This is a genomic window from Caballeronia cordobensis, from assembly GCF_001544575.2.
Taxonomy (GTDB): domain Bacteria; phylum Pseudomonadota; class Gammaproteobacteria; order Burkholderiales; family Burkholderiaceae; genus Caballeronia; species Caballeronia cordobensis.
Genome location: NZ_FCNY02000007.1, coordinates 270,783 through 293,157 on the forward strand (window position 1 = coordinate 270,783; position 22,375 = coordinate 293,157).

Sequence of the window (22,375 nt, forward strand, 5' to 3'; positions counted from 1 at the left end):
GAAATCGGCGAATAATCGCGTAAACCCTTGTCGGGCAAGCGCTTACGCGAGTTGCTTGTGAAAGAAAGTGGTGCCGCACAACGTGCCGTCGGGCATCAATGCATAGTTCGGCACGACGCCCACGCGCTGCCAGCCGGCACGTTCGTAGAGGCGTTCGGCATCGCCGCCGGTCACGGTATCGAGCACGAGCACGGACTTGCCCGCGTGGCGCGCGGCATCGTCGGCAGCGGCCATCAGACGGTGCGCGATGCCTTTGCGCCTTGCACGGCGCGCGACGAGCATCTTCGCGATATCGGCGCGATGCGGCTGATTCTCGGGCTGATGGAGGATCAACTGCACCGTGCCGACGACATCGCCATGCGCGTCTTCGGCGACGAGCAGAATGCGCTCATCACGCGCGACGCCTTGCGCGACACGCGTCCAGAACGCGATAGCCGTTGCGCGCGAGATCGGCAGCATGAAGCTCACCGAAGCACCGCCTTCCACGCAGTCGATGAGCACGTCGGCAAGCGCATCGACATAGCTCAGCGCTTCATCCGCGCTCACGCGGCGCACGAATGTGTTTTCGTTTATCGTCATTCGTGCGCGGCTCAAGACCGCAGGTTATGCAACGACATCTTCGGTGCCGGCGACTTCCGGCGTGCCATGCCGAATGATGGTCGGCGATGCCGTGCTCGTCGGCAGGCAGCGTTCTTCCGCTTCTTTCTGGCCTTGCAGAAGCGGGCAGCGCTCGAACAACTCGGCGGCCCAATCGACGAATACGCGCACTTTCGGCGACAAGTGCCGGTTATGCGGATACACCGCGGAAATCGGCATCGGCAGCGGATTCCATTGCGGCAGCACTTCGACGAGCTCGCCCGCGCGCAGATGCGGCAGCGCCATGAAGCGCGGCACCTGAATGATGCCGACGCCCTTCAGGCCGCAACTCAGATACGCTTCGGCATCGTTCACAGCAATCATGCCGCGCATCTTCACTTCGATGGTTTCATCGTCGACGACGAAATCCATATCCAGAATGCGGCCCGTGCGGCTCGAAAAGTAATTCACCGCCGTGTGATTCTGCAGATCTTCGAGCGTTTTCGGCGTGCCATTGCGTTCCAGATATTGCGGCGCGGCCACCGTCACGCCCTGAAATACGCCGATGCGCCGCGCGACGAGACTCGAATCCTGCAGCGTGCCGACGCGAATCACGCAATCCACGCCTTCCTGAATGAGATCGACGGGCTTGTCGCCGAAGCCCATCATCAGTTCGATATCCGGATAGCGAGTGTGGAAATCGCATAGCTGCGGCATGACGATAAGCCGCCCGATCGCGCCCGGCATATCGACGCGCAGCTTGCCGTGCGGTCCCTTGCCGTTATTCGAGAACGTGCTTTCCGCTTCTTCGATATCCGCGAGAATGCGCACGCAGCGCTCGTAATACGCGGCGCCGTCCGGCGTGAGATTGAGTCTGCGCGTCGTGCGCTGAAGGAGCCGCACGTTCAGATGCGCTTCGAGATTCTGAATGATCGTCGTGACCGACGCGCGCGGGAGATTGAGCGTATCCGCCGCGCGCGAAAAGCTATTCGTGTCCACGACGCGGGTGAAGACCTGCATTGCCTGTAGCCGATCCATGTTCTCTCACCTTCCTGGCTTAGCGACGCACTTTATTAAGCGAGCGCTAAAGAATGGCCGATACAAACAATCGCAAGGGATAACCACGATTGTTCGGTGCGACCGAATTGTGTTGCCGGATTATAGGCATTTATCAAAAAAGGCGCGGACTCCATCATTCGCACCATCGCAACTTATGCGTGAAGGCCTTGCAGTACCGGCCTTGCACCGAAAATAACCATGGCAACACTGTTGGATCTGGAGTCGGGTCCGCGCTTGTGCGTCGAGGATGTGCACATCACCGGACACGCGCAACCGATCACGCTGCGCAGTTATCGTCCGGCCTCGGACGGCACGCTACTGCCCATCGTTCTTTACTTCCACGGCGGCGGTTTTATTCGCGGCAATCTCGACGACGCCGATACCGCCGCCGCGACGATTGCGCGCGATACGCCCGCGTGGGTCGTGTCGGTGGGTTATTCGCTCGCGCCTGCCTATCCGTTTCCCGCCGCGCCGGAAGACGGCTATCGCGCGGTGCAATGGGCGGTTGCGCAGGCCCGCGCGCAGCGGGCGGACCCGCAGCGCATCGGCATCGCGGGCCACGACGCCGGCGGCAATCTCGCCACCTGTGTCGCGGCCATCGCGCGCGATCGCGGCGATATACGCATCTCGGCGCAGGTGCTGCTCGCGCCGCTGCTCGACCCGAGCATGACGCGCCTCGCCGACGAGCGCAAAGTGCTGTGCCCCGATCTGGAGGCGAGCGAGTGCGCGCGTTGTTATCGCGCGTATCTGCCGAATCCGTCGCAACGTTTGCATCCGTATGCCGCGCCGCTCGAATCGCGCCGTCTCGCGGGCCTGCCGCCCGCGCTGATCGCGAGCGCCGAGCACGATCTGCTGCATATCGAAGCCGAGAAATACGCGGGCGAGCTGATCGCCGCCGGCGTGCCGACCGAAGTCACGCGCCATAACAAGGCCTCGCACAACGCGCTGGCCGCGCATCCCGACGCGCTCGCCGATGTCGTAGCGTTCTTCAGGAAGCGTCTCGCGCGGGCAAAGTGACCGCAAGATTCGGCACGCACGAATCGCCCCACACAACAACAATCTCAACGCAAACCGGAGCCTCTCACCATGTCTTTCACTCGCAAACGCATCTACGCCGCGCTGGGCGCGACGCTGATCATCGTCGGCGCGGGCGGATACACCGCCTGGCGCGGCCACGGCGATGCGGCGATCAGCGAAGCCAAAGCCGCCGCTCATAGTCCGACCGCCACCGAAGTCGATGTCGCGACCGTGGTATCGAAGACCATCACCGACTGGCAAAGCTATTCGGGCCGGCTCGAAGCCGTCGATCACGTCGATATTCGTCCGCTGGTGCCGGGGACGATCGTCGCCGTGCATTTCAAGGACGGTCAGCTCGTGAAGAAGGGCGATGCACTCTTCACGATCGATCCGCGCCCGTATGAAGCCGAAGTCGATCGCGCGCAGGCGCAGCTCGCGGCGGCGCAGGCGCGCAACGGATATACGTCGACGGATGCGGCGCGCGCCGAGCGCCTGCTCGCCGACAACGCGATCGCCAAGCGCGATTACGACGAGAAGCAGAACGCCGCGCGCGAGGCCGTCGCCAACCTGAAGGCCGCGCAGGCCGCGCTCGAAGCCGCGAAGATCAATCTCGCGTACACGCATATCACGGCGCCCGTGTCGGGCCGCGTATCGCGCGCGGAGCTCACGGTGGGCAACATCGTCTCGACGGGCGGCAACGCGCCCTTGCTGACGACGCTCGTGTCGGTCTCGCCGATCTACGCATCGTTCGATGTCGATGAACAAACGTACTTGCGCTATCTCGGCCGCGATGCGGGCAGCAACGTGCCGGTGTCGCTCGGTCTCGCGAACGAAGACGGTTATTCGCGCGACGGCGTGGTCGATTCCGTCGATAACCGGCTCGATACGACGTCCGGCACGATTCGCGTGCGCGCGCGCTTCAACAACCCGGACGGCTCGCTGGTGCCGGGCCTCTATGCCCGCGTGAAAGTGGGCGGCGGCACGCCGCATCCGGCCGTACTCGTGGAGGACGAAGCCATCGGCACCGATCAGGACAAGAAGTTCGTGATGGTGGTCGACAAGGACAACCGCGTGCAGTACCGCGAAGTGTCGCTCGGCCAGACGCATGAAGGCCTGCGCGTGATCAGCAAGGGCCTGCAGGCGGGCGAGCGCATCGTCGTGAACGGCTTGCAGCGCGTGCGTCCGAACGACGTGATCAAGGCCAACAACGTCGCGATGAACGACGACGACAAGGCGCCCGCCGTGAAGACGGCGTCCGCGCAGTAAGGGCCGTTCCGCAACAGACAGAACTCGTCATGAACATATCCAAATTTTTCATCGACCGCCCGATCTTTGCGGGCGTGCTCTCGGTGATCGTGCTGCTGGCGGGCATCATCGCCATGTTCAAGCTGCCGATCTCCGAGTATCCGGAAGTCGTGCCGCCTTCGGTCGTGGTGCATGCGCAGTATCCCGGCGCCAACCCGAAGGTGATTGCGGAAACCGTGGCCTCGCCGCTCGAAGAGCAGATCAACGGCGTCGAGGACATGCTCTACATGCAGTCGCAGGCGAATAGCGACGGCAACCTCACGACGACCGTCACGTTCAAGCTCGGCACCGATCCGGACAAGAACACGCAGCTCGTGCAGAACCGCGTGAATCAGGCGTTGCCGCGCCTGCCGCAGGACGTGACGCGTCTCGGCGTGACGACGATCAAATCGTCGCCCACGCTCACGATGGTCGTCCACCTGAACTCGCCCAATGGCCGTTACGACATGACGTATCTGCGCAACTACGCGCTGATCAACGTGAAGGACCGGCTCGAACGCATCGCGGGCGTGGGCGAGGTGCAGTTGTGGGGCTCGGGCGATTACTCGATGCGTGTGTGGCTCGATCCGCAAAAGGTCGCGCAGCGCGGCATGACGGCGACCGATGTCGTCAATGCGATTCGCGAGCAGAACGTGCAGGTGGCCGCAGGCGTGATCGGCGGCTCGCCGACACTGCCGAACGTGCCGCTGCAACTGAACGTGAACGCGCGCGGCCGCTTGCAGAACGAGTCGGAATTCCGCGACATCGTGCTGAAGACTTCGCCCGACGGCGCGGTCACGCATCTCTCCGATGTGGCGCGTGTCGAACTCGCGGCGTCGGAATATGGCTTGCGCTCGCTGCTCGACAACAAGTCGGCGGTCGCGATCGCGATCAATCAGCAGCCGGGCGCGAACTCGCTGCAGATTTCCGACGAAGTCCGCAAGACGATGAAGGAACTGCAGGCGGACATGCCCGCAGGCCTGGAATATCAGATCGTCTATGACCCGACGCAGTTCGTGCGCTCGTCGATCGAAGCGGTGATCCACACGCTCGCCGAAGCCATCGCGCTCGTCGTGCTGGTCGTGATCGTGTTCCTGCAGACGTGGCGCGCGTCGATCATTCCGCTGCTCGCGGTGCCGGTGTCGATTGTCGGGACGTTCTCGCTGCTGCTTGCGTTCGGGTTCTCGATCAACGCGTTGTCATTGTTCGGGATGGTGCTGGCCATCGGCATTGTCGTCGACGATGCGATCGTGGTCGTGGAAAACGTCGAGCGCAACATCGAGGCGGGTTTATCGGCGAGAGAGGCGACCTATCAGGCCATGCGCGAAGTGAGCGGGCCGATTATCGCCATCGCGCTGACGCTCGTCGCCGTGTTCGTGCCGCTCGCGTTCATGTCGGGTCTCACGGGCCAGTTCTACAAGCAGTTCGCGATGACCATCGCGATCTCGACGGTGATCTCCGCGTTCAACTCGCTGACGCTGTCGCCCGCGCTCGCCGCCTTGCTGCTCAAGGGTCACGATGAACCGAAAGACTGGCTCACGCGTGGCATGGATCGCGTGTTCGGTGGATTCTTCCATGTGTTCAACAAGGTGTTTCATCGCGGTTCCGATGCGTACGGCAAGGGCGTGAAGAATGTCATCAATCGCAAGGCCTTGATGATGGGCGTGTATGCCGTGCTGCTCGGCGGCGCGGTGCTGATGGGCAAGGTCGTGCCGGGCGGCTTCGTGCCCGCGCAGGACAAGGAATATCTGATCAGCTTCGCGCAACTGCCGAACGGCGCATCGCTCGATCGCACCGAAGGCGTGATCCGCCAGATGAGCGATATCGCGCTGAAGCAGCCGGGCGTGGAGAGCGCGGTGGAATTCCCGGGCTTGTCGGTGAATGGCTTCACCAACTCGTCGAGCGCGGGCATCGTGTTCGTCACGTTGAAGCCGTTCAAGGAACGCGTGCATGACAAGGCGCTGTCCGCGGGCGCGATCGCCGGCGCGCTGAATCAGAAGTACGCAGGCATCAAGGGCTCGTTCATCGCCGTGTTCCCGCCGCCGCCGGTTCTGGGCCTCGGCACGTTGGGCGGCTTCAAGATGCAACTGGAAGATCGCGGCGCGCTCGGTTATGCGGCGCTCAACGATGCCACGCAGGCGTTCATCAAGCGCGCCGCGCAGACGCCCGAGCTCGGACCGACGTTCTCCAGCTATCAGATCAACGTGCCGCAACTCAACGTCGATCTGGATCGCGTGAAGGCGAAGCAGCTCGGCGTCTCCGTGACGGACGTGTTCGACACGATGCAGGTCTATCTCGGCTCGCTCTACGTGAACGACTTCAATCGCTTCGGACGCGTGTATCAGGTGCGCGTGCAGGCCGATGCGCCGTTCCGCGCGAATCCCGAAGATATCGGCTTGCTGAAGACGCGTAACGCGAATGGCGACATGGTGCCGCTGTCCTCGCTCGTGAAGGTGACGCCGACGTATGGCCCGGAAATGGTCGTGCGCTACAACGGCTACACCGCCGCCGATATCAACGGGGGGCCCGCGCCGGGCTATTCGTCGGGCCAGGCGCAGGCCGCGGCGGAACGCATTGCAGCGGAAGTGCTGCCGCGCGGGATCAAGTTCGAATGGACCGATCTCACGTATCAGCAGATTCTCGCCGGCAATGCCGCGCTGTGGGTCTTCCCGATCAGCGTGCTGCTCGTGTTCCTCGTGCTCGCCGCGCTGTATGAAAGCCTGACGCTGCCGCTCGCGGTCATCCTGATCGTGCCGATGAGCATTCTTTCCGCCTTGCTCGGCGTATGGCTCACCGATGGCGACAACAACATCTTCACGCAGATCGGCTTGATGGTGCTGGTGGGCCTGTCGGCGAAGAACGCGATTCTGATCGTGGAGTTCGCACGCGAACTGGAGATGCAGGGACGTTCCATCGTGCAGGCTGCAATTGAAGCGAGCCGCCTGCGTCTGCGCCCGATTCTGATGACGTCCATCGCGTTCATCATGGGTGTGGTGCCGCTCGTGCTGTCGTCGGGCGCGGGCTCGGAAATGCGTCATGCAATGGGCGTCGCGGTGTTCTTCGGCATGTTGGGCGTCACGCTCTTCGGTCTGATGCTCACGCCGGTGTTCTATGTGATCCTGCGCAAGCTCTCGCGCACGGAGCATGTGACGGACAAGCACGGCACGCATCCGCAGATGCGCGGTATCGGTGCTTCGGTCGAAGCGCAATGAGGTCAATGATGAATAAGCTGCATGTTGTTTCGAGTCTGATGGCCGCGTTGCTGCTGGTCGGATGTTCGCTTGCGCCCACGTACGAGAAGCCCGACGTCAACGCGCCTTCCGCGTATAAGGAAACGCCTGCTTTGCAGGCGTCGGAAGCGGGCACATGGAAAGCCGCGCAGCCTTCCGAAGAGATGCTGCGCGGCGAATGGTGGACGATTTTCGCCGACGCCACGCTCGACGATCTGGAAAAGCAGGCGCAGGACGCAAACCAGAATCTGCGGGCCGCCGCGGCGCGCGTGAAGGAAGCGCGCGCGATCAACCAGACGGCGCGCGCCGGACTGTTCCCGACGCTCGACGCGGGCTTCGGGCCGACGCGGGAGAAGTTCTCGCCCGCCTCGCAGTTCCTGCCGCCCAATGGCAACGTGCCCGCGCAGACCTTGTGGCGCGCGCAGGCGAGCGTGTCGTATGAAGTGGATCTGTTCGGCCGCGTCGCGAACACGGTGCAGGCCGCGAACGCCGAGACGCAGCAGAGCGAGGCGCTGTTCCGTTCGGTGCAGCTCGCGCTGCAGGCGGATGTCGCGCAGAACTACTTCAATCTGCGCGAGCTCGATGCCGAAGCGGATGTCTACACGCGCACGGTGCAACTGCGCGAGCAAGCGCTGAAGCTCGTGCAAAAGCGCTTCAACGAAGGCGATATCAGCGAACTGGACCTGGCGCGCGCGAAGTCGGAGCTTGCGACGGCGCGCTCCGAAGCGATGACGGTGCAACGTCTGCGCGCGGCATCGGAGCATAGCCTTGCGGTGTTGTTAGGCAAGGCGCCCGCCGAGTTCACGATGGCCGCGAATCCGCTCAAGCCGGTGACGATCCGCGTGCCGCCGGGCCTGCCTTCGTCGCTGCTGGAGCGTCGTCCCGATATCGCCGCGGCGGAACGCGCTATGGCGGCGGCGAATGCGCGCATCGGCGTGGCGAAGGCGGCGTTCTTCCCGTCGCTCACGCTGACGGGCCTGGGCGGTTTCGAATCGGCGACGCTCGGCGATCTCTTCAAATGGTCGAGCCGCACGTTCCTGCTCGGGCCGTTCGCGGGCACGGCGCTCAATATCCCGATCTTCGATGGCGGCCGGCGCAAGGGCAATCTCGCGAATGCGCGCGCGATCTATGAAGAGGATGTGGCGAGCTATCGTCAGCAGGTGCTGGTCGCGTTCCGCGAGGTGGAGGACAACCTCTCGGACCTGCGCATCCTCGAAGACCAGACGGCCACGCAGGAAGATGCCGTGAAGGCGTCGGTGCGCGCGGCGCAGCTCTCGCGCACGCAGTACACCGAGGGCGCGGTGAATTATCTCGACGTGATCGACGCCGAGCGCACCGTGCTGCAAACGCAGCGTTCATCGGTGCAATTGCAGGGCGCGCAGGCGATCTCGACGGTGAATCTGATCCGCGCGCTGGGCGGCGGTTGGGGCGATGCGATGCCCAAACCCGTGCCCGAGCCGAGTCTCGCGCAGAAGTAATGCTTGAATATGGCCCTGCTCAATGCAGGGCCATATTCATTGGGGAGCCGGGTAAACGCGATTGTTCGTTTCCCGGAACATATGTCTTCACCTATCTAGCGTTTATCCGCAGGGCTCGAATCCTTAGAATTCAATCAAGGGATAAGGAGCCGATGATGAGAGACTTGATCGCAAAGCAACTGTATCAGCCGGCGGTGGTGCTGCCACTGCTGCTGTTGACGCGCCTGATGGTCACGCTCGACTTCAATCTCGCCCAGGTGATGTTCGTGATGATGCTGAAGGGTTCGCAGCACGCGTATCAGTTCGCGCTGCGTCATACGGTGGCGCGTCAGCGCAGCAGCGCCGCCGTCAAGCATCTGCCCTGCAACAACTGCTGCTGATATCGACGCTCAATACACTTCGGGAACGTACATATCGTCCGGCACGGGCTGACGCAGATAATCGGGATTGAACACGCGGTCGGGCAGTTCGATCGACGCATGCTCGACATCGTGATACGGCACCTGGCTTAGCAGGTGGCTGATGCAGTTCAGCCGTGCGCGCTTCTTGTCGACCGCGTGGACGACCCACCACGGCGCCTCGGGAATGTGCGTGCGCTGAAGCATCACTTCCTTGGCCGCCGTATACGCTTCCCAGCGGCGGCGGCTTTCCAGATCCATCGGGCTCAGCTTCCACTGCTTGAGCGGATCTTCGATACGCGCCTGGAAGCGCACTTCCTGTTCGTCGTCGGTGATCGAGAACCAGTACTTCACGATCTGGATGCCGCTTCTCACCAGCATCTTCTCGAACTCGGGCACCGAGCGGAAGAATTCTTCATACTCTTCGTCGCTGCAGAAATTCATCACGCGCTCGACGCCCGCGCGGTTATACCAGCTCCGGTCGAATAAAACGATTTCACCGGCCGCCGGCAAGTGCGAGACATAGCGCTGGAAATACCATTGCGTGCGTTCGCGATTGTTCGGCGCGGGCAGCGCAGCCACGCGGCACACGCGGGGATTCAGGCGTTGCGTGATGCGCTTGATCGCGCCGCCTTTGCCCGCCGCATCGCGTCCTTCGAAAAGCACGACCAGCCGGTGCCCCGTGTGCACGACCCAGTCCTGCAGCTTCACGAGCTCGCCCTGCAAACGGAACAGTTCGCGGAAATACGTCTTGCGCAACTGGCGCTCTTCTTCCGAGAAGGTCGACTCGCCGTCCAGGAAGCGATCGTCGACCTCCATCTCGAACTCTTCGTCGTAGCTGTCGATGATGTCGGCATGGAAACGGCGCTGTTTCTCCGTCGTGTTCATGAAGGGCTCCGTGGCGTTCTGGGGCGGCCGCTGTCGTGGTTTCGAGTTGCGGCGCGGGACGGCCGATTATGACGGCATTCGATGGCAGTCATATGACAATGACCGCATCGGCGATTCGCTGATTCATTTTAGAAAGCGCGCGCGCTTTATGACACGACGGCGCGCGCCGTTAGAATGTTCCGGCATTTCGATGGCATGCCGATGGCACTTTCAACCCTAACAGCGAGCGAACACGATGACCGCGACGATCCACAGTTTCGACGAAGCCAACACCGCACGCCTGGTGCCGTACGACCGGCTCGTGGACACGCTCGCCGCGACCATGCTCGATTACGCGGCGGGGCGCATCGTCAGTCCGGAGCGCATGGTGGTGCCGATCGAAGGCGGCGTGATGCTCTCGATGCCCGCGAGCGCCGCCGATCTCGCCATGCACAAGCTCGTGAACGTCTGCACGGGCAACGGCGCGCTCGGCCTGCCGACGATTCACGGCCAGGTCACGGCTTATGACGCCGTCACCGGCGTGCCGCAATTCATGCTCGACGGTCCGACCGTCACGGGCCGGCGCACGGCGTCGGTCTCGATGCTCGCGATCCGCGCGCTGCATGCGGGCGCGCCGCGCGAGGTGCTCGTGATCGGCACGGGCAAGCAGGCGGCGTATCACATCGAGGCGCTCGCCGCCGTCTATCCCGATGCGCGCATCCGCGTGCAGGGCTCGCGTGCGGGACGTGCGCGCGAATTCTGCGCGGCGCACGCGTCGCTGTCGGCCAATCTGGCCGCGCTGGACGACGCGGCGATTCCCGATTCCGTCGATGTCGTCATCGCCGCGACCACGAGCAAGACGCCCGTCTACACGATGCCTGCGCGCGCGGGGCGCCTCGTGATCGGCGTGGGCGCCTTCACCGCCGATGCCGCCGAGATCGCCGCCGCGACCGTTCATGCGAGCGCGCTTTACGTCGACGACCCCGCGGGCGCGCGGCACGAAGCGGGCGACTTCATTCTTGCGGGCATCGACTGGAACGCGGTGCATCCGCTGGCCGAGGCGCTCGCGGCTTCGTCGAAGAACGCCGACGCCACGCGCGCCGTGATGTTCAAGTCGGTCGGCTGCGCGGCGTGGGACCTGGCGGCGTGCCGCGTCGCGCGCGCGATTTTGTCGGAGGAAAAAGGCGCGTAACGCCAGACCCCATAAGGCCGTGCGGGTTGGAACGGGACTTGCTGACTGTTTTTTTTGAGCGATGAAGGCGCGAAGACGCCATCGGATGAACGGCGCACAGCGCGCCACAGCAATAGAGCCAGCGAACTGACCCATGAAAAGTCGATACGACAGCAAATGGCACCCGTGGATTCCGGCACACGAGGACGGACGAGAGGGCGCGGGCGGGGACCGCAAGGGGGCGGCCCGGCCAAGCGCCGCGCCGCCGGCGGCATACTTCATATCCGTGCTCGAGCTTGCCACCGGCGAGAAGCTCGGCAACGACGAGCGTGTGCGCGCCGTGGCGATGCTCGAATCGCAATTCGGCGCGGGGCGTCCTCGTACGTTGAAGGAAGCCGTGCGCATCTGCGCGGCGGCGATCGATTCGTCGACGTTGCAGCGCATGGCGCGCGGCGCAAAGGCCTGACAACCGTCTGAAAAAAGCACGAATGCAAAGCGCGTTTTTTCACATCTGTGTAAAACGAACGTGTTTCACCGGAGAAGCGCGCGACCGTTCGAATCCACGCGCCAGTGCCTATTTAACGGTCTGAATGACGTCAAATCCCTCGAACTCGGGATGCCCGAGATAGAGTTGGCGCGTTTCGCCGCCCGCGTTGCGATGCGCGGCGCGAAACGCGTCCGAGCGCGTCCAGTCTTCGAAGGCCGCCTGACTGGCCCAGATCGTATGGCTCGAATAGAGGACGTGATCGTCCTTCGCCGGACCTTTGAGCAGATGAAACTCGACGAACCCCGGCACGTCTTTCAGATGCGTGTCGCGGCTGGTCCAGAGACGTTCGAAGTCGGCCTCGGCGCCGGGCACGATCTTGAAGCGGTTCATGGCGATATACATGTCGATATGTTTCCTTCGCGATTGAATAAAAAAATCAGTTGCGTTCGAGTTCGACGATGGTCGTGAAGCCGCCGAAGAACATGCGTTTCCCGTCGAACGGCGGCTCGCCGTTTTCCATCATGGCTTTGAGGCGCGGGTCTTCCATGACTTTCGCGTTGACGCTGTCGCGCTCTTCGCGTGATGCGTAGACGATATACGAGAACACGACGGTCTCGCCTTCCTTCAACTGCACGCTCTGCGGAAAAGACGTGACCTTGCCGGGCTTCACATCGTCGGCGATGGTCTCGACGAATTGCAGCGCGCCGTGTTCCAGCCAGATTTTGCCGGCTGCTTCGGCCATCGCACGGTAGGCATCGATTTTGTCGATGGGAACGGGTACGACGAATCCATCCACGTAGTGCGCCATCTGAGTCTCCTGTAACGGTTCGGGCGCGCACCGCGCATGCGATACGCTGTCTGCTTTGAGCCGTTCGCGAGGAGCGAAGTTCAGGCGATCCATGCATCGGCGGGCGAAGCGCGTTTCAGCACCGTCGCGGACAGCGGCGCGAGGTCCATCCCGTAGACCGATCGAAGCGGCATGCCGAGCGCATGCGCGAGCGCGGCTTTCACGACGATCGCATGCGTGACGACGATGCAGCGCTCGCGCGCATTGAGCCGGTCGATAAACGCAAAGCCCTGAGCGACGCGTGCCGCGAGCATCGCGACGCTTTCGCCGCCGTGCGGATGCGCCTCCGGGTCCGCGAGCCATGCGGCGAGTTGCGCGGGTTCGCGCTCGCCGGCTTCGCGTAGAGAAAGTCCGCGCCAACGGCCGTAATCGATGTCGTCGAACGTGGGCACGATCTCGAAGGCATCGGCGATCCATTCCGCTGTCTGCCGCGCAACACGCGCCGGGCTCGCGATGACGCGCGTGCCGCCGCGTGCGCGCAGCGAAGCGACCCGGTCGCGCTCATCGTGGGCGGCCGGTTCGTCGCCGGTCGGAAAACGGCCGGCTTTCATCGCGCGCGTGGCGGCGTGGCACAGAAAGATGAGTTCCAAGGGAGCGTGACGGGCGGATCGGAATCGTTTCACTTTGCCGTCAATCATCATAGAATGGCAAGCTTGCAGTGCGAGGAAGCCGGTGCAAACCCGGCACGGTCGCGCCACTGTATGCGGCAGAGCCGAAAGGCGCTGCGCCGCGAGTCAGACCCCGCTGCATGCTCTTCGTCAATCGGGACGCGCTTTTCCCTGGAGAACCACCATGAACGCTTCCAACGCGCCGGTCTTTTCGGCTCCCTCGTCGCTGGATGCACCCGTGCCCATTCCGGTGCGCGAGGTGCTGCCCTGGGCCATTTTCATCGGCCTCATTCTGCTGATCGCCATTTATTTCGTCGGGGCGGAGCAGGGCGCGACATCGATCTTCTCGGGCACTTACGTCCACGAATTCGTCCACGATGGCCGGCATCTGCTCGGCTTTCCGTGCCACTGAGGGCGAGTCATGATTCGCACCTTGCTGATACGCGGCATGATCGCGGGACTCGTCGCAGGCCTGATCGGCTTCGGTTTCGCGCGTGCGTTCGGCGAGCCGTCGGTGGCGCGCGCCATCGCGTTCGAGGAACAACACGAAGAGGCGCAGCCCGCGCACGAACACGAGCATGAACACGCGCCCGCCGATGCGTCGGCCAACGCCGCGCACTCGCACGATCACGGCGGCGAGGACGTGGTCTCGCGCGATACGCAAGCGGGCCTCGGCCTGCTGACGGGCGTCGCCGTATTCGGCACCGCGTTGGGCGGGCTCTTCTCGCTCGTGTTCGCGTTCGCCTATGGGCGGCTCGGCGCGTTGCGGGCGCGGGGCACAGCGGCGTTGCTGGCGTTGTTCGGCTTCGTGAGCGTCGCGATCGTGCCGTTCCTCAAGTACCCGCCGAATCCGCCTGCCGTGGGCAATGCCGAGACCATCGGGCCGCGCACGGCGCTGTTCTTCGGCATGGTCGCGATTTCCCTCGCGGCGGCCGTCTTTGCCGTGCGCATGCAGCGGCGCATGGCGGCACGGCACGGCGGCTGGAACGCGACGCTCATCGCCGTGGCGGCGTATGTCGTTGTGATCGCGATTGCGCAGGTTGCGCTGCCGGGTATCGACGAAGTGCCCGCCGGGTTCTCCGCGTCGCTGCTGTGGAATTTCCGCGTGGCCGCCATCGGCATTCAGGCGCTGATCTGGACCACGCTCGGCCTCGTGTTCGGCGCGCTCGCCGCGCGGGAGCTGGAGCGGCCGGCGCTGCGGCGCATGGCTGCGGCCTGAGCGTCTTACTTCGCTTTCGCCGCGCGCCGCGCAAGCAGGGCGTCGAACAGAGCCAGCTTCGCGGCGTCGTCCATCGACCTGAAGGTCTTGATCTCTTCGCGGCTTCTGAAACAGCCGAGGCACAGGCCGCTTTCGGCATCGAGCTTGCAGACGTCGGTGCACGGCGAGCCGACCGGCTGCTGCGTTTTTGCACGCTCGATGGTGTCGGCGAGATCGAGCGGCGTGCGGATGTCTTGCGTGGTCGTCATAGTGTTTCGCCGCGAAAGAGCGCGGCGGCTGCGGCTGGATTCGACGGCCAGTAGGCATGCATGTACGTGGCCGTCACCGGACCATGCCGATACAGCGCTTCGCCGGCCGCGCCCGTGGTCGCGTGCGTTGCGCTGAGTGCGGGCTGCATCGGCGTGTCGAGCGTGGAGTAGTGGAACGTGTGCCCGGTCATCGCGCCATGCGCCGTCTCGATGCGCTGCATCGCGAGGCGCGACAGCTTGCGTTGCATCGCGGCATCGCCGGGCAGCACGCCAAGCATGGCATGCCGTGTACCTTCGACGTCGGTCAGCGTATCGAGCAGATACAGCATGCCGCCGCATTCCGCGACGACCGCCTTCCCGCGCGCGACGTGATGCGCGATCGACGCGCGCGTGCGGGCATTGGCCGCGAGCGTTGCGGCATGCAGCTCGGGATACCCGCCGGGCAGATAGAGCGCATCGGCTTCGGGCGGCGCGGGCTCGTCGGCGAGCGGCGAAAACGTGCGGATGCGCGCGCCCATCGCGACGAGCAGATCGATATTCGCCGGATAAACGAACGAGAACGCGGCATCGCGCGCGATTGCGATATCGAGGCCCTCCAGAAGGCGCGGCGGCGCGGGAAGCGTCGCATCGGCGAAATGGACGGGCGGCGGAAGCGCGGCGAGCGTCGTTTGCGCGATCGCATCGGCGGCGCGGTCAAGACGCGCATCGAGCCCGGCGACCTCGTCCGGCTGCGTGAGGCCGAGATGACGCTCGGGCAGCGCGATATCGTCGGCATTCGAAAGATGGCCGCAATAGCGCAGCCCTTCTGGAATGGTCTCGGACAACATCTGCGCATGACGCGGCGACGCAACGCGATTCGCGAGCACGCCATGAAACGGCACGTCCGCGCGATAACGCGCGAGGCCGAACGCGATGGCGCCGAAGGTCTGCGCCATGCCGTGCGCGCCGATCACCGCGAGCACGGGCACGTCGAACGCGGCGGCGAGATCGGCGCTGCTCGGCGTGCCGTCGAAGAGGCCCATCACGCCTTCGATAAGAATGAGATCGGCCTCGCGCGCGGCCTGTGCGAGCAGCGCGCGGCATGCTTCGAGACCGACCATCGACAGATGCAGCGAATAGACGGGCGTACCGCATGCGCGTTCGAGGATCATCGGATCGAGGAAATCCGGGCCGGTCTTGAAGACGCGCACCTTCAGGCCGCGGCGCGCGTGATGCCGCGCAATCGCGGCCGTGACCGTGGTCTTGCCTTGATGCGACGCGCTCGCGCCGATGAAAAGAGCGGGGCAGTCGGGCATCGCGTTCAGAATTCGACGCCGCGTTGCGCTTTCACGCCCTGCTCGCGATACGGATGCTTCACGAGGCGCATCTCCGTGACGAGATCGGCGAGTTCGATGAGGACGTCCGGCGCGTGACGGCCCGTTACGACCACATGCAGCATCGCGGGCCGTGACTTCAATACGCCGAGCACTTCGTCGAGCGGCAGATACTCGTACTTGAGCACGGTGTTCAGTTCGTCGAGCACGACCATTTGATACTCGCCGCTTTCGATCATGCGCCGCGCTTCGTTCCAGCCTTTGCGCGCGGTGGCGATATCGGCTTCGCGGTTCTGCGTGTTCCAGGTGTAGCCGTCGCCCATCGTGACGAAATCGCATTGCGCGATCGCGCCGAGGAAATCGCGCTCCGACGTGTGCAGCGCGCCTTTGATGAACTGCACGACGCCGAGCTTCATGCCGTGACCGAGCACGCGCACGGCCATGCCGAAAGCCGCCGTGGTCTTGCCCTTGCCGTTGCCGGTGTTGACGATCAACAGACCTTTCTCGTGATCGGCCGCGGCCTGCTTTTTCTCGTGCCCTTCTTTGCGACGCTGGGTCATGCGCAGATGCGATTCGGTATCGGTTTTCACATGATCTCCAGTGTGAAGGAAGGGCCGTATCGTACCCTAGATAACTTCGCGTGCTAACTCGGCGCTAACAATCGGTGTGCATCATGAAACCATGCAGCAACCGATTCGAGGAGCAAGGAAATGGACGCGATCTACTTATATATGGAACTCATTGCGCTCGTCTTACTCGTCTACGTCTGCAAGGACATGTTCAAAGCGCGAGCCCAGAAAAAGTCCGCTGCAAACGAAGCACCGCGGGCGATGAGCAAGCCGCTCTTCATGTTCCGTCCGCAGAGAAATCGCGCGCCCTTGCAATCGCGACGGTTACGCCGCAATAGATCGTTTTTGGCGCGATGAGCGTGTCCGCGTTGCCCGCGAGCAGCGCGCACGGCTCGCATACGCCATCGACGTTCATTGCTTGTCGCGCATGATATGAAATCGCGGTGCGCGGCGCCTGGGCGATTTCATCGGCGGTAAAGAAGGCGAGCGGCACGCGATGGCGCTCGCAGAACGCGAGCAACCCCGCTTCTTCCCTTTTCGCATCGATGCTCGCGACGATGGCGATCGCGCCGAAATCATGCGCGCCGAGCGCGATGCGCACCGCTCGCTCGATCGAATCCGCGCTCGCACCGCGCCTGCAGCCGATGCCGATCGCGAGCCGCATGATGCTCTGCTCCATGACGAAACCGGCCTCCCGTAAAGACCGAAGATGATACAACGCCTGTCCGCCTTTTCTTGACGCTCGGCCCCGCCGGCTCTAGACTTTCACGCAGTTTTGGTGCTCGCACGCGGATTCTCTCGCGCGCAGTTAAACGGGAAGCAGGGCGCGTTCCATTCGGCCGATCGAACGGACGTCAACCTGCGCTGCCCCCGCAACGGTAAGCGATTCCCCGCGCGCACGGTGTTTTTCATCGCGTGTGCGGGAAGCCGGCTTCGAAGCCACTGCGCGAAAACGCGCGGGAAGGCGAAGCGGCGTCATCGTCAGCCCGGATACCGGCCAGACTTCAGAGGGATCGATGCCGCGGGGATGCGGCGCGGTCCATGATCCATCGAAGCGCGGCACGACGCACGCGGTCCCGCAACGCATCGCGCCGACTTTCACGCTTCATCCGCCACGGAGCTACGATGCAAACCCGCAAGATCCCCGTCACGGTCGTGACCGGCTTTCTCGGCAGCGGCAAGACCACGTTGATGCGGCATATCCTCTCCCACGCGCAGGGAAAACGTCTCGCCGTCATCGTCAACGAATTCGGCGAGCTTGGCATCGACGGGGAAATCCTGAAGGGTTGCGGCATCGGCTGCGACGACGAGGCCGGTTCCGCCGATCGCAATCTTTATGAGCTGGCGAATGGCTGCCTGTGCTGCACGGTGCAGGAAGAGTTTTATCCGGTCATGGAGCAACTCGTCGAGCGGCGCGACAGCATCGATCACGTGCTGATCGAAACGTCGGGGCTCGCGTTGCCCAAGCCGCTCGTGCAGGCGTTCAACTGGCCGTCGATCAGGAACGCGTTCACCGTCGATGCGGTCGTGACCGTGGTCGATGGCCCCGCCGCCGCGAGCGGCCAGTTCGCGGCCAATCCCGTCGCGGTCGATGCGCAGCGCAAAGCGGACCCGAATCTCGATCACGAATCTCCGCTGCACGAGTTGTTCGAGGATCAGCTTTCGTCGGCGGATCTCGTCATCGTCAACAAGACCGATCTCATGGACGACGATGCGCTGCAAAAGGTCGTGGCGCTCGTGCGCCCCGAAATTCCGCCCGAAGTGAAGATCGTGCCCGCGCATATGGGTCAGCTCGATGCGCATACGCTGCTCGGGCTCGAATCGGCATCGGAGGAAACCATTCACCTGCGGCACGATCATCACGGCTCGCCCGACGATGCAGGTCATGCGGACCATCACCATGACGAATTCGATTCGGTCGTCGTGCATGGCCGCGTCGAATCGCGCGAGCAGGCTATCGCGGCGCTGCATGCGCTCGTCGAGCATCACACGATCTATCGCGTGAAGGGTTTCGCCGCGTTGCCCGGCGCGGCGATGCGGCTCGTCGTGCAAGGTGTAGGGCGGCGCTTCGACAGTTATTTCGACCGGCGCTGGAACGTGAATGAACTGAATGAACTGAAGGATGCGAAGACCGAAAGCCGCTTCGTGCTGATCGGCGAAGATCTCGATCGCGACACGTTGCAACGCGCGTTCGACGCCGCGCTCGCGAGCGCGCCCGTGCAGGCCTGACGCGATGCATCTGCTTCGCACGACACCGGGGGGCTTCGTCGACGACGCGCAGGGCGTCATGCGCATCGATCAGACGCGCGCGCCGATCGTCGTGCTCAGTTCCGCCGATACGACGCTCGCCTTGCTCGCAAGCGTGTTTCCGCGTCTGGAAGCGGGCTTTCCCGAAGTGCGGCTCGTAAATCAGTCGTTTCTGCGTCAGCCCGCGTCCGTCGACTTTTATATCGACGATGTATTGCGGCACGCGCAGGTCGTGATCGTCGATCATCTCGGCGGCGAATCATACTGGCCGTATGGCATCGAGCGGCTCGTCGCGCTGGCGAAGCAGGAAAAGCAACTGCTCGCGATGTTCTCGGGCGATCTCGCCGAAGACCCCAACCTGACGGCGAAAAGCACCGCGGACGCGCCGTTCTGCCGCGAGCTGTCGCGCTATCTGCGCGAAGGCGGCGCGCGCAACGCGGAAGAATTTCTGCGCAGCATTGCACATCGCGCATTCGGCTTCGGACGCGCGCCGCAGTCGCCGAGTCCGTTGCCCGCGGTCGCGATTTATCATCCGGAGCGCGATATTGCCGTCATCGACGACTGGCAGGCGCGCTGGACGCAAGACGCGCCTGTCGTCGGCCTGTTGTTCTATCGCGCGCATTTGCAGGCGGGCAACACCGCCGTGTTCGACGCGCTCATCGAAGCGCTCGAAGAAGAAGGGTTGAACCCGCTGCCGATCGCGATTTCGTCGCTGAAGGAAAGCGTGAGCCGCGAAGTGGTCGAGCGTTTGTGCGCCGAGCATCGCGCGTCGCTCGTCTTGAATACGACGGCGTTCGCGGCCAGTGTGATCGGCGAAGACGAAGTATTCGAAGTCGCGGGCGATGCGCCGGTGCTGCAAGTCATTCTGAGCGGCGGCAACCGCGACGACTGGCTCAAGGACAATCACGGCCTGAATTCGCGCGACATTGCCATGCATATTGCGCTGCCCGAAGTCGATGGCCGCATCATCACGCGGGCGGTCAGTTTCAAGGGCCTCGCGTATCACTGCAAGCACACGCAAGTGGATGTCGTACGCTATCAGGCCGATGCGGAACGCGTGCGTTTCGTCGCGGAACTGAGCCGCCGCTGGTGCGCGCTGCGTCACACGCCGAATGCGCAAAAGCGCATCGCGCTCGTGCTCGCGAACTATCCGGCAAGCGAAGGGCGCATCGGCAATGGCGTGGGCCTCGACACGCCCGCGTCGGCCATCGGCATTCTGTCGATGCTCGCGCGCGAAGCGTATCGCGTCGGCACGATACCCGCGGATGGCGATGCGCTCATCGCCGCGCTGACCGAAGGCGTGACCAACGATGCCGTCGTGCGCGATCTGCGGCCCGCGTTGCAAAGTCTGTCGCTCGAAGACTATCGCGAAGCGTATCGCGCGCTGCCCGCCGATGCGCGCATCGCACTCGAAACAGCCTGGGGCGCGCCCGAAGACGATCCGACGGTGCGGCGCGGCCGCTTCATGATCGCGGGTTATCGCTGCGGTCAGGTCTTTATCGGCATTCAGCCGTCGCGCTCGCGCGAGCGCAACGATTACGCCAGTTATCACGACGCCGAACTCGTTCCGCCGCATTCGTATCTCGCGTTTTATTTCTGGTTGCGGCTGCGCTTCGAGGCCGACGCGCTCGTGCATGTCGGCAAGCACGGCAATCTCGAATGGCTGCCGGGCAAGAGCGTCGCGTTGTCGTCGTCGTGCTGGCCCGATGCGATTCTCGGACCGATGCCGCATCTCTATCCGTTCATCGTGAACGATCCGGGCGAAGGCAGTCAGGCGAAACGCCGCGCGCAGGCCGTGATCATCGATCATCTGATGCCGCCGCTCACGCGCGCCGAGAACTACGGGCCGTTGCAGGATCTCGAACGTCAGGTCGACGAATACTACGAAGCGCTGATGGTCGATGCGCGCCGCGCGAAGCTGTTGCGCAAATCGATCCTCGAGAACATCGTCGAGAACAGCCTTCACGAAGAACTCGGCCTCGATGCGCCGCGCGATGTGGCCGGCGAAGATGCCTTGCTCACGCGTGCCGATGCTTACCTTTGCGAGTTGAAGGAAGCGCAGATTCGCGACGGCTTGCATGTGTTCGGCGTTTCGCCGCAAGGCGTGCAACGGCGCGATACCTTGCTTGCGCTCGGGCGCTTTCCTGTGGGCGACGGTCAGGGCGCGAACGCGAGTCTCATCGCGGCCCTTGCGCGCGATCTGCAATTGCCTGATGACTTCGATCCGCTCGACGCCGACTGGGCCGCGCCGTGGAATGGGCCGCGCCCGCAAGCGCTCGCCGATATCATCGATGTGCCGTGGCGTCATCATGGCGATACGCGCGAGCGCCTCGAATCGTTCGCCATGCAATTGCTATCCAACGATGATGCCGCCGCGCCCGGTCCGCATTCGGCGTGTGTGCTCGAACGCTTGCGCGGCGACGTGCTGCCGCGGCTCGATGCATGCGGACCGCAGGAACTGATGCAACTCAAACGCGGTCTGGAAGGACGTTTCGTGCCGCCAGGCCCGAGCGGCTCGCCATCGCGCGGCAGGCCCGATGTCTTGCCCACGGGCCGCAACTTCTATTCCGTCGATACGCGCGCATTGCCGACGCAGGCCGCCTGGTCGCTCGGCGTCAAGTCGGCGCATGCGCTGGTCGAACGTCATGTGCAGGATCACGGCGATTTCCCGCACGCGATCGGCTTGTCCGTGTGGGGCACGGCGACGATGCGCACCGGCGGAGACGATATTGCGCAGGCCTTCGCGTTGATCGGCGTGCGGCCGAAATGGGCCGCGGGTAGTCATCGCGTGACCGACTTCGAGATCCTGCCGATTTCCATTTTCAATCGTCCGCGCATTGATGTGACGCTACGCGTGTCGGGCTTCTTTCGCGATGCGTTCGCGAATCTCATGCATCTCTTCGATGCGGCGGTGCAAGCCGTCGCCGAACTCGACGACGAGCCCGACGACGTCAACCCGATTCGCGCGCGCATTCTTCGCGAGCGCGACGAACTCATCTCGCGCGGCATCGATGCGAAGGAGGCGCGGCGTCGTGCGGGATGGCGCGTGTTCAGCACGAAACCGGGCGCCTATGGCGCAGGCTTGCAGGAACTGATCGACGCGCGGCAATGGCAGACCGACGCCGATTTGTCGGCGGCTTATCAAAGCACGGGCGGTTACGCGTATTCGCAATCCGGCGATGGCGTGGAAGCGCGCGCGAGCTTCGGTGCGCGGCTTTCCACGCTCGATGTCGTGGTGCAGAATCAGGACAATCGCGAACACGATCTGCTCGATTCCAACGACTATCACCAGTTTCAGGGCGGCATGGTCGCGGCCGTGCGTTATCTGTCGGGCGTGCAGCCGCAGACTTATAACGCGGACCATAGCAATCCCGCCGCGCCGCGCGTGCGCACGCTGAACGAGGAAATCGCGCGCGTGGTGCGTGCGCGCGTCGTGAATCCGAAGTGGATCGACGGCGTGAAGCGGCATGGCTACAAGGGCGCGTCGGAGCTGGCGGCGACCGTCGATTATCTCTTCGGCTACGATGCGACCGCGCGCGTCGTGTCGGATCATCAATACGCGCTCGTCACCGATGCCTACGTGAACGATGCCGGCACGCGCGCGTTCATCGCCGAGCACAATCCGCACGCGCTGCAATCGATCTGCGAGCGCCTGCTCGAAGCGATGGAGCGTGGCTTGTGGCGTGAGCCGGCGGGTTATCGCGAGCAGGTGGAACGCCATCTGCTCGATGTCGAACAGCGAATCGAAGGCCGATAG

General features: G+C 63.7%; 21 protein-coding genes and 2 riboswitches. Of the genes, 11 read left to right on the forward strand and 10 right to left on the reverse strand.

Annotated elements, in window-relative coordinates; all coding sequences use genetic code 11:
- Positions 1-42: 42 nt before the first annotated feature.
- Positions 43-579, reverse strand: coding sequence for a GNAT family N-acetyltransferase (locus tag AWB70_RS15750; RefSeq protein ID WP_374730239.1), 537 nt, complete (start codon positions 577-579; stop codon positions 43-45).
- Between the two features lie 24 nt (positions 580-603).
- A complete protein-coding gene (locus tag AWB70_RS15755; RefSeq protein WP_014250636.1) occupies positions 604-1,614 on the reverse strand; it encodes a LysR family transcriptional regulator in 1,011 nt (336 codons plus the stop codon).
- A gap of 219 nt (positions 1,615-1,833) precedes the next feature.
- Between AWB70_RS15755 and AWB70_RS15760 the strand changes: the two genes are divergently transcribed.
- The 5 genes from AWB70_RS15760 (at position 1,834) to AWB70_RS15780 (ending at position 9,024) form a co-directional block, all read left to right on the forward strand.
- Positions 1,834-2,652 carry an alpha/beta hydrolase gene (locus AWB70_RS15760; protein WP_053569136.1) on the forward strand — a complete coding sequence of 273 codons (819 nt, stop codon included), beginning with the start codon at positions 1,834-1,836 and terminating at the stop codon, positions 2,650-2,652.
- A 69-nt stretch (positions 2,653-2,721) separates the two neighbouring features.
- Positions 2,722-3,918 (forward strand): efflux RND transporter periplasmic adaptor subunit, encoded by a 1,197-nt coding sequence (locus tag AWB70_RS15765; protein WP_014250638.1) that lies wholly within the window; start codon positions 2,722-2,724, stop codon positions 3,916-3,918.
- 29 nt (positions 3,919-3,947) lie between these two features.
- Entirely contained in the window at positions 3,948-7,148 is a 3,201-nt protein-coding gene (locus tag AWB70_RS15770) for an efflux RND transporter permease subunit (protein WP_053569137.1), read from the forward strand.
- 5 nt (positions 7,149-7,153) lie between these two features.
- Complete coding sequence (locus tag AWB70_RS15775; RefSeq protein ID WP_321167014.1) at positions 7,154-8,644, forward strand: efflux transporter outer membrane subunit; 1,491 nt, start codon at positions 7,154-7,156, stop codon at positions 8,642-8,644.
- 155 nt (positions 8,645-8,799) lie between these two features.
- On the forward strand, positions 8,800-9,024 hold the full coding sequence (locus AWB70_RS15780; protein ID WP_041732154.1) for a hypothetical protein: 225 nt from the start codon (positions 8,800-8,802) through the stop codon (positions 9,022-9,024).
- Between the two features lie 9 nt (positions 9,025-9,033).
- On the opposite strand, the gene ppk2 is transcribed toward AWB70_RS15780, so the two are convergent.
- Positions 9,034-9,930: a polyphosphate kinase 2 gene (gene ppk2, locus AWB70_RS15785; RefSeq protein WP_014250641.1), complete on the reverse strand. Its 897-nt coding sequence runs from the start codon at positions 9,928-9,930 to the stop codon at positions 9,034-9,036.
- A gap of 235 nt (positions 9,931-10,165) precedes the next feature.
- On the opposite strand from ppk2, the gene lhpI reads away from it, so the two are divergent.
- Together lhpI and AWB70_RS15795 are read left to right on the forward strand one after the other, a co-directional pair.
- Positions 10,166-11,101, forward strand: coding sequence for a bifunctional Delta(1)-pyrroline-2-carboxylate/Delta(1)-piperideine-2-carboxylate reductase (gene lhpI / locus AWB70_RS15790; protein WP_053569140.1), 936 nt, complete (start codon positions 10,166-10,168; stop codon positions 11,099-11,101).
- Positions 11,102-11,234: 133 nt separating this feature from the next.
- The gene (locus AWB70_RS15795; protein WP_053569141.1) at positions 11,235-11,546 is read left to right on the forward strand and encodes a hypothetical protein; all 312 of its coding nucleotides are present in this window, start codon (positions 11,235-11,237) and stop codon (positions 11,544-11,546) included.
- Between the two features lie 108 nt (positions 11,547-11,654).
- Here the strand turns inward: AWB70_RS15795 and hmuQ are convergent, their stop codons facing one another.
- The 3 genes from hmuQ to AWB70_RS15810 form a co-directional block, all read right to left on the reverse strand.
- On the reverse strand, positions 11,655-11,969 hold the full coding sequence (gene hmuQ / locus AWB70_RS15800; protein WP_014250643.1) for a heme-degrading protein HmuQ: 315 nt from the start codon (positions 11,967-11,969) through the stop codon (positions 11,655-11,657).
- Positions 11,970-12,003: 34 nt separating this feature from the next.
- Positions 12,004-12,375 (reverse strand): DUF1428 domain-containing protein, encoded by a 372-nt coding sequence (locus AWB70_RS15805; RefSeq protein WP_014250644.1) that lies wholly within the window; start codon positions 12,373-12,375, stop codon positions 12,004-12,006.
- Positions 12,376-12,455: 80 nt separating this feature from the next.
- Entirely contained in the window at positions 12,456-13,004 is a 549-nt protein-coding gene (locus AWB70_RS15810) for a histidine phosphatase family protein (protein WP_053569142.1), read from the reverse strand.
- 49 nt (positions 13,005-13,053) lie between these two features.
- A riboswitch (cobalamin riboswitch) is annotated at positions 13,054-13,177 on the forward strand.
- Between the two features lie 29 nt (positions 13,178-13,206).
- Between AWB70_RS15810 and AWB70_RS15815 the strand changes: the two genes are divergently transcribed.
- Positions 13,207-13,434, forward strand: a complete 228-nt coding sequence (locus AWB70_RS15815; protein ID WP_053569143.1) for a CbtB domain-containing protein — start codon at positions 13,207-13,209, stop codon at positions 13,432-13,434.
- A gap of 9 nt (positions 13,435-13,443) precedes the next feature.
- Complete coding sequence (locus AWB70_RS15820) at positions 13,444-14,241, forward strand: CbtA family protein (RefSeq protein ID WP_053569144.1); 798 nt, start codon at positions 13,444-13,446, stop codon at positions 14,239-14,241.
- A gap of 5 nt (positions 14,242-14,246) precedes the next feature.
- On the opposite strand, the gene AWB70_RS15825 is transcribed toward AWB70_RS15820, so the two are convergent.
- From AWB70_RS15825 to AWB70_RS15845, 4 genes are all read right to left on the reverse strand, one after another.
- The gene (locus AWB70_RS15825; RefSeq protein WP_053569145.1) at positions 14,247-14,489 is read right to left on the reverse strand and encodes a DUF1289 domain-containing protein; all 243 of its coding nucleotides are present in this window, start codon (positions 14,487-14,489) and stop codon (positions 14,247-14,249) included.
- Entirely contained in the window at positions 14,486-15,784 is a 1,299-nt protein-coding gene (locus tag AWB70_RS15830; RefSeq protein WP_053569146.1) for a cobyrinic acid a,c-diamide synthase CobB, read from the reverse strand. Before AWB70_RS15830 ends, AWB70_RS15825 begins: the two co-directional genes overlap by 4 nt.
- 5 nt (positions 15,785-15,789) lie before the next feature.
- A complete protein-coding gene (cobO, locus tag AWB70_RS15835) occupies positions 15,790-16,392 on the reverse strand; it encodes a cob(I)yrinic acid a,c-diamide adenosyltransferase (protein WP_053569147.1) in 603 nt (200 codons plus the stop codon).
- A 256-nt stretch (positions 16,393-16,648) separates the two neighbouring features.
- Positions 16,649-17,050: a cobalamin biosynthesis protein gene (locus AWB70_RS15845; protein ID WP_235024264.1), complete on the reverse strand. Its 402-nt coding sequence runs from the start codon at positions 17,048-17,050 to the stop codon at positions 16,649-16,651.
- An 80-nt stretch (positions 17,051-17,130) separates the two neighbouring features.
- Positions 17,131-17,387, forward strand: a riboswitch (cobalamin riboswitch).
- 109 nt (positions 17,388-17,496) lie between these two features.
- On the opposite strand from AWB70_RS15845, the gene cobW reads away from it, so the two are divergent.
- Both cobW and cobN read left to right on the forward strand, forming a co-directional pair.
- On the forward strand, positions 17,497-18,600 hold the full coding sequence (cobW, locus tag AWB70_RS15850) for a cobalamin biosynthesis protein CobW (RefSeq protein ID WP_053569149.1): 1,104 nt from the start codon (positions 17,497-17,499) through the stop codon (positions 18,598-18,600).
- A 4-nt stretch (positions 18,601-18,604) separates the two neighbouring features.
- Positions 18,605-22,375 carry a cobaltochelatase subunit CobN gene (gene cobN / locus AWB70_RS15855; RefSeq protein WP_053569150.1) on the forward strand — a complete coding sequence of 1,257 codons (3,771 nt, stop codon included), beginning with the start codon at positions 18,605-18,607 and terminating at the stop codon, positions 22,373-22,375.

Excerpts from the sequence above, each read along its gene's own strand:
- AWB70_RS15750 (WP_374730239.1), bottom strand. The coding sequence starts at position 579 with ATGACGATAAACGAAAACACATTCGTGCGCCGCGTGAGCGCGGATGAA.
- AWB70_RS15755 (WP_014250636.1), bottom strand. The coding sequence starts at position 1,614 with ATGGATCGGCTACAGGCAATGCAGGTCTTCACCCGCGTCGTGGACACG.
- AWB70_RS15760 (WP_053569136.1), top strand. The coding sequence starts at position 1,834 with ATGGCAACACTGTTGGATCTGGAGTCGGGTCCGCGCTTGTGCGTCGAG.
- AWB70_RS15765 (WP_014250638.1), top strand. The coding sequence starts at position 2,722 with ATGTCTTTCACTCGCAAACGCATCTACGCCGCGCTGGGCGCGACGCTG.
- AWB70_RS15770 (WP_053569137.1), top strand. The coding sequence starts at position 3,948 with ATGAACATATCCAAATTTTTCATCGACCGCCCGATCTTTGCGGGCGTG.
- AWB70_RS15775 (WP_321167014.1), top strand. The coding sequence starts at position 7,154 with ATGATGAATAAGCTGCATGTTGTTTCGAGTCTGATGGCCGCGTTGCTG.
- AWB70_RS15780 (WP_041732154.1), top strand. The coding sequence starts at position 8,800 with ATGAGAGACTTGATCGCAAAGCAACTGTATCAGCCGGCGGTGGTGCTG.
- ppk2 (WP_014250641.1), bottom strand. The coding sequence starts at position 9,930 with ATGAACACGACGGAGAAACAGCGCCGTTTCCATGCCGACATCATCGAC.
- lhpI (WP_053569140.1), top strand. The coding sequence starts at position 10,166 with ATGACCGCGACGATCCACAGTTTCGACGAAGCCAACACCGCACGCCTG.
- AWB70_RS15795 (WP_053569141.1), top strand. The coding sequence starts at position 11,235 with ATGAAAAGTCGATACGACAGCAAATGGCACCCGTGGATTCCGGCACAC.
- hmuQ (WP_014250643.1), bottom strand. The coding sequence starts at position 11,969 with ATGTATATCGCCATGAACCGCTTCAAGATCGTGCCCGGCGCCGAGGCC.
- AWB70_RS15805 (WP_014250644.1), bottom strand. The coding sequence starts at position 12,375 with ATGGCGCACTACGTGGATGGATTCGTCGTACCCGTTCCCATCGACAAA.
- AWB70_RS15815 (WP_053569143.1), top strand. The coding sequence starts at position 13,207 with ATGAACGCTTCCAACGCGCCGGTCTTTTCGGCTCCCTCGTCGCTGGAT.
- AWB70_RS15820 (WP_053569144.1), top strand. The coding sequence starts at position 13,444 with ATGATTCGCACCTTGCTGATACGCGGCATGATCGCGGGACTCGTCGCA.
- AWB70_RS15825 (WP_053569145.1), bottom strand. The coding sequence starts at position 14,489 with ATGACGACCACGCAAGACATCCGCACGCCGCTCGATCTCGCCGACACC.
- AWB70_RS15830 (WP_053569146.1), bottom strand. The coding sequence starts at position 15,784 with ATGCCCGACTGCCCCGCTCTTTTCATCGGCGCGAGCGCGTCGCATCAA.
- AWB70_RS15845 (WP_235024264.1), bottom strand. The coding sequence starts at position 17,050 with ATGGAGCAGAGCATCATGCGGCTCGCGATCGGCATCGGCTGCAGGCGC.
- cobW (WP_053569149.1), top strand. The coding sequence starts at position 17,497 with ATGCAAACCCGCAAGATCCCCGTCACGGTCGTGACCGGCTTTCTCGGC.
- cobN (WP_053569150.1), top strand. The coding sequence starts at position 18,605 with ATGCATCTGCTTCGCACGACACCGGGGGGCTTCGTCGACGACGCGCAG.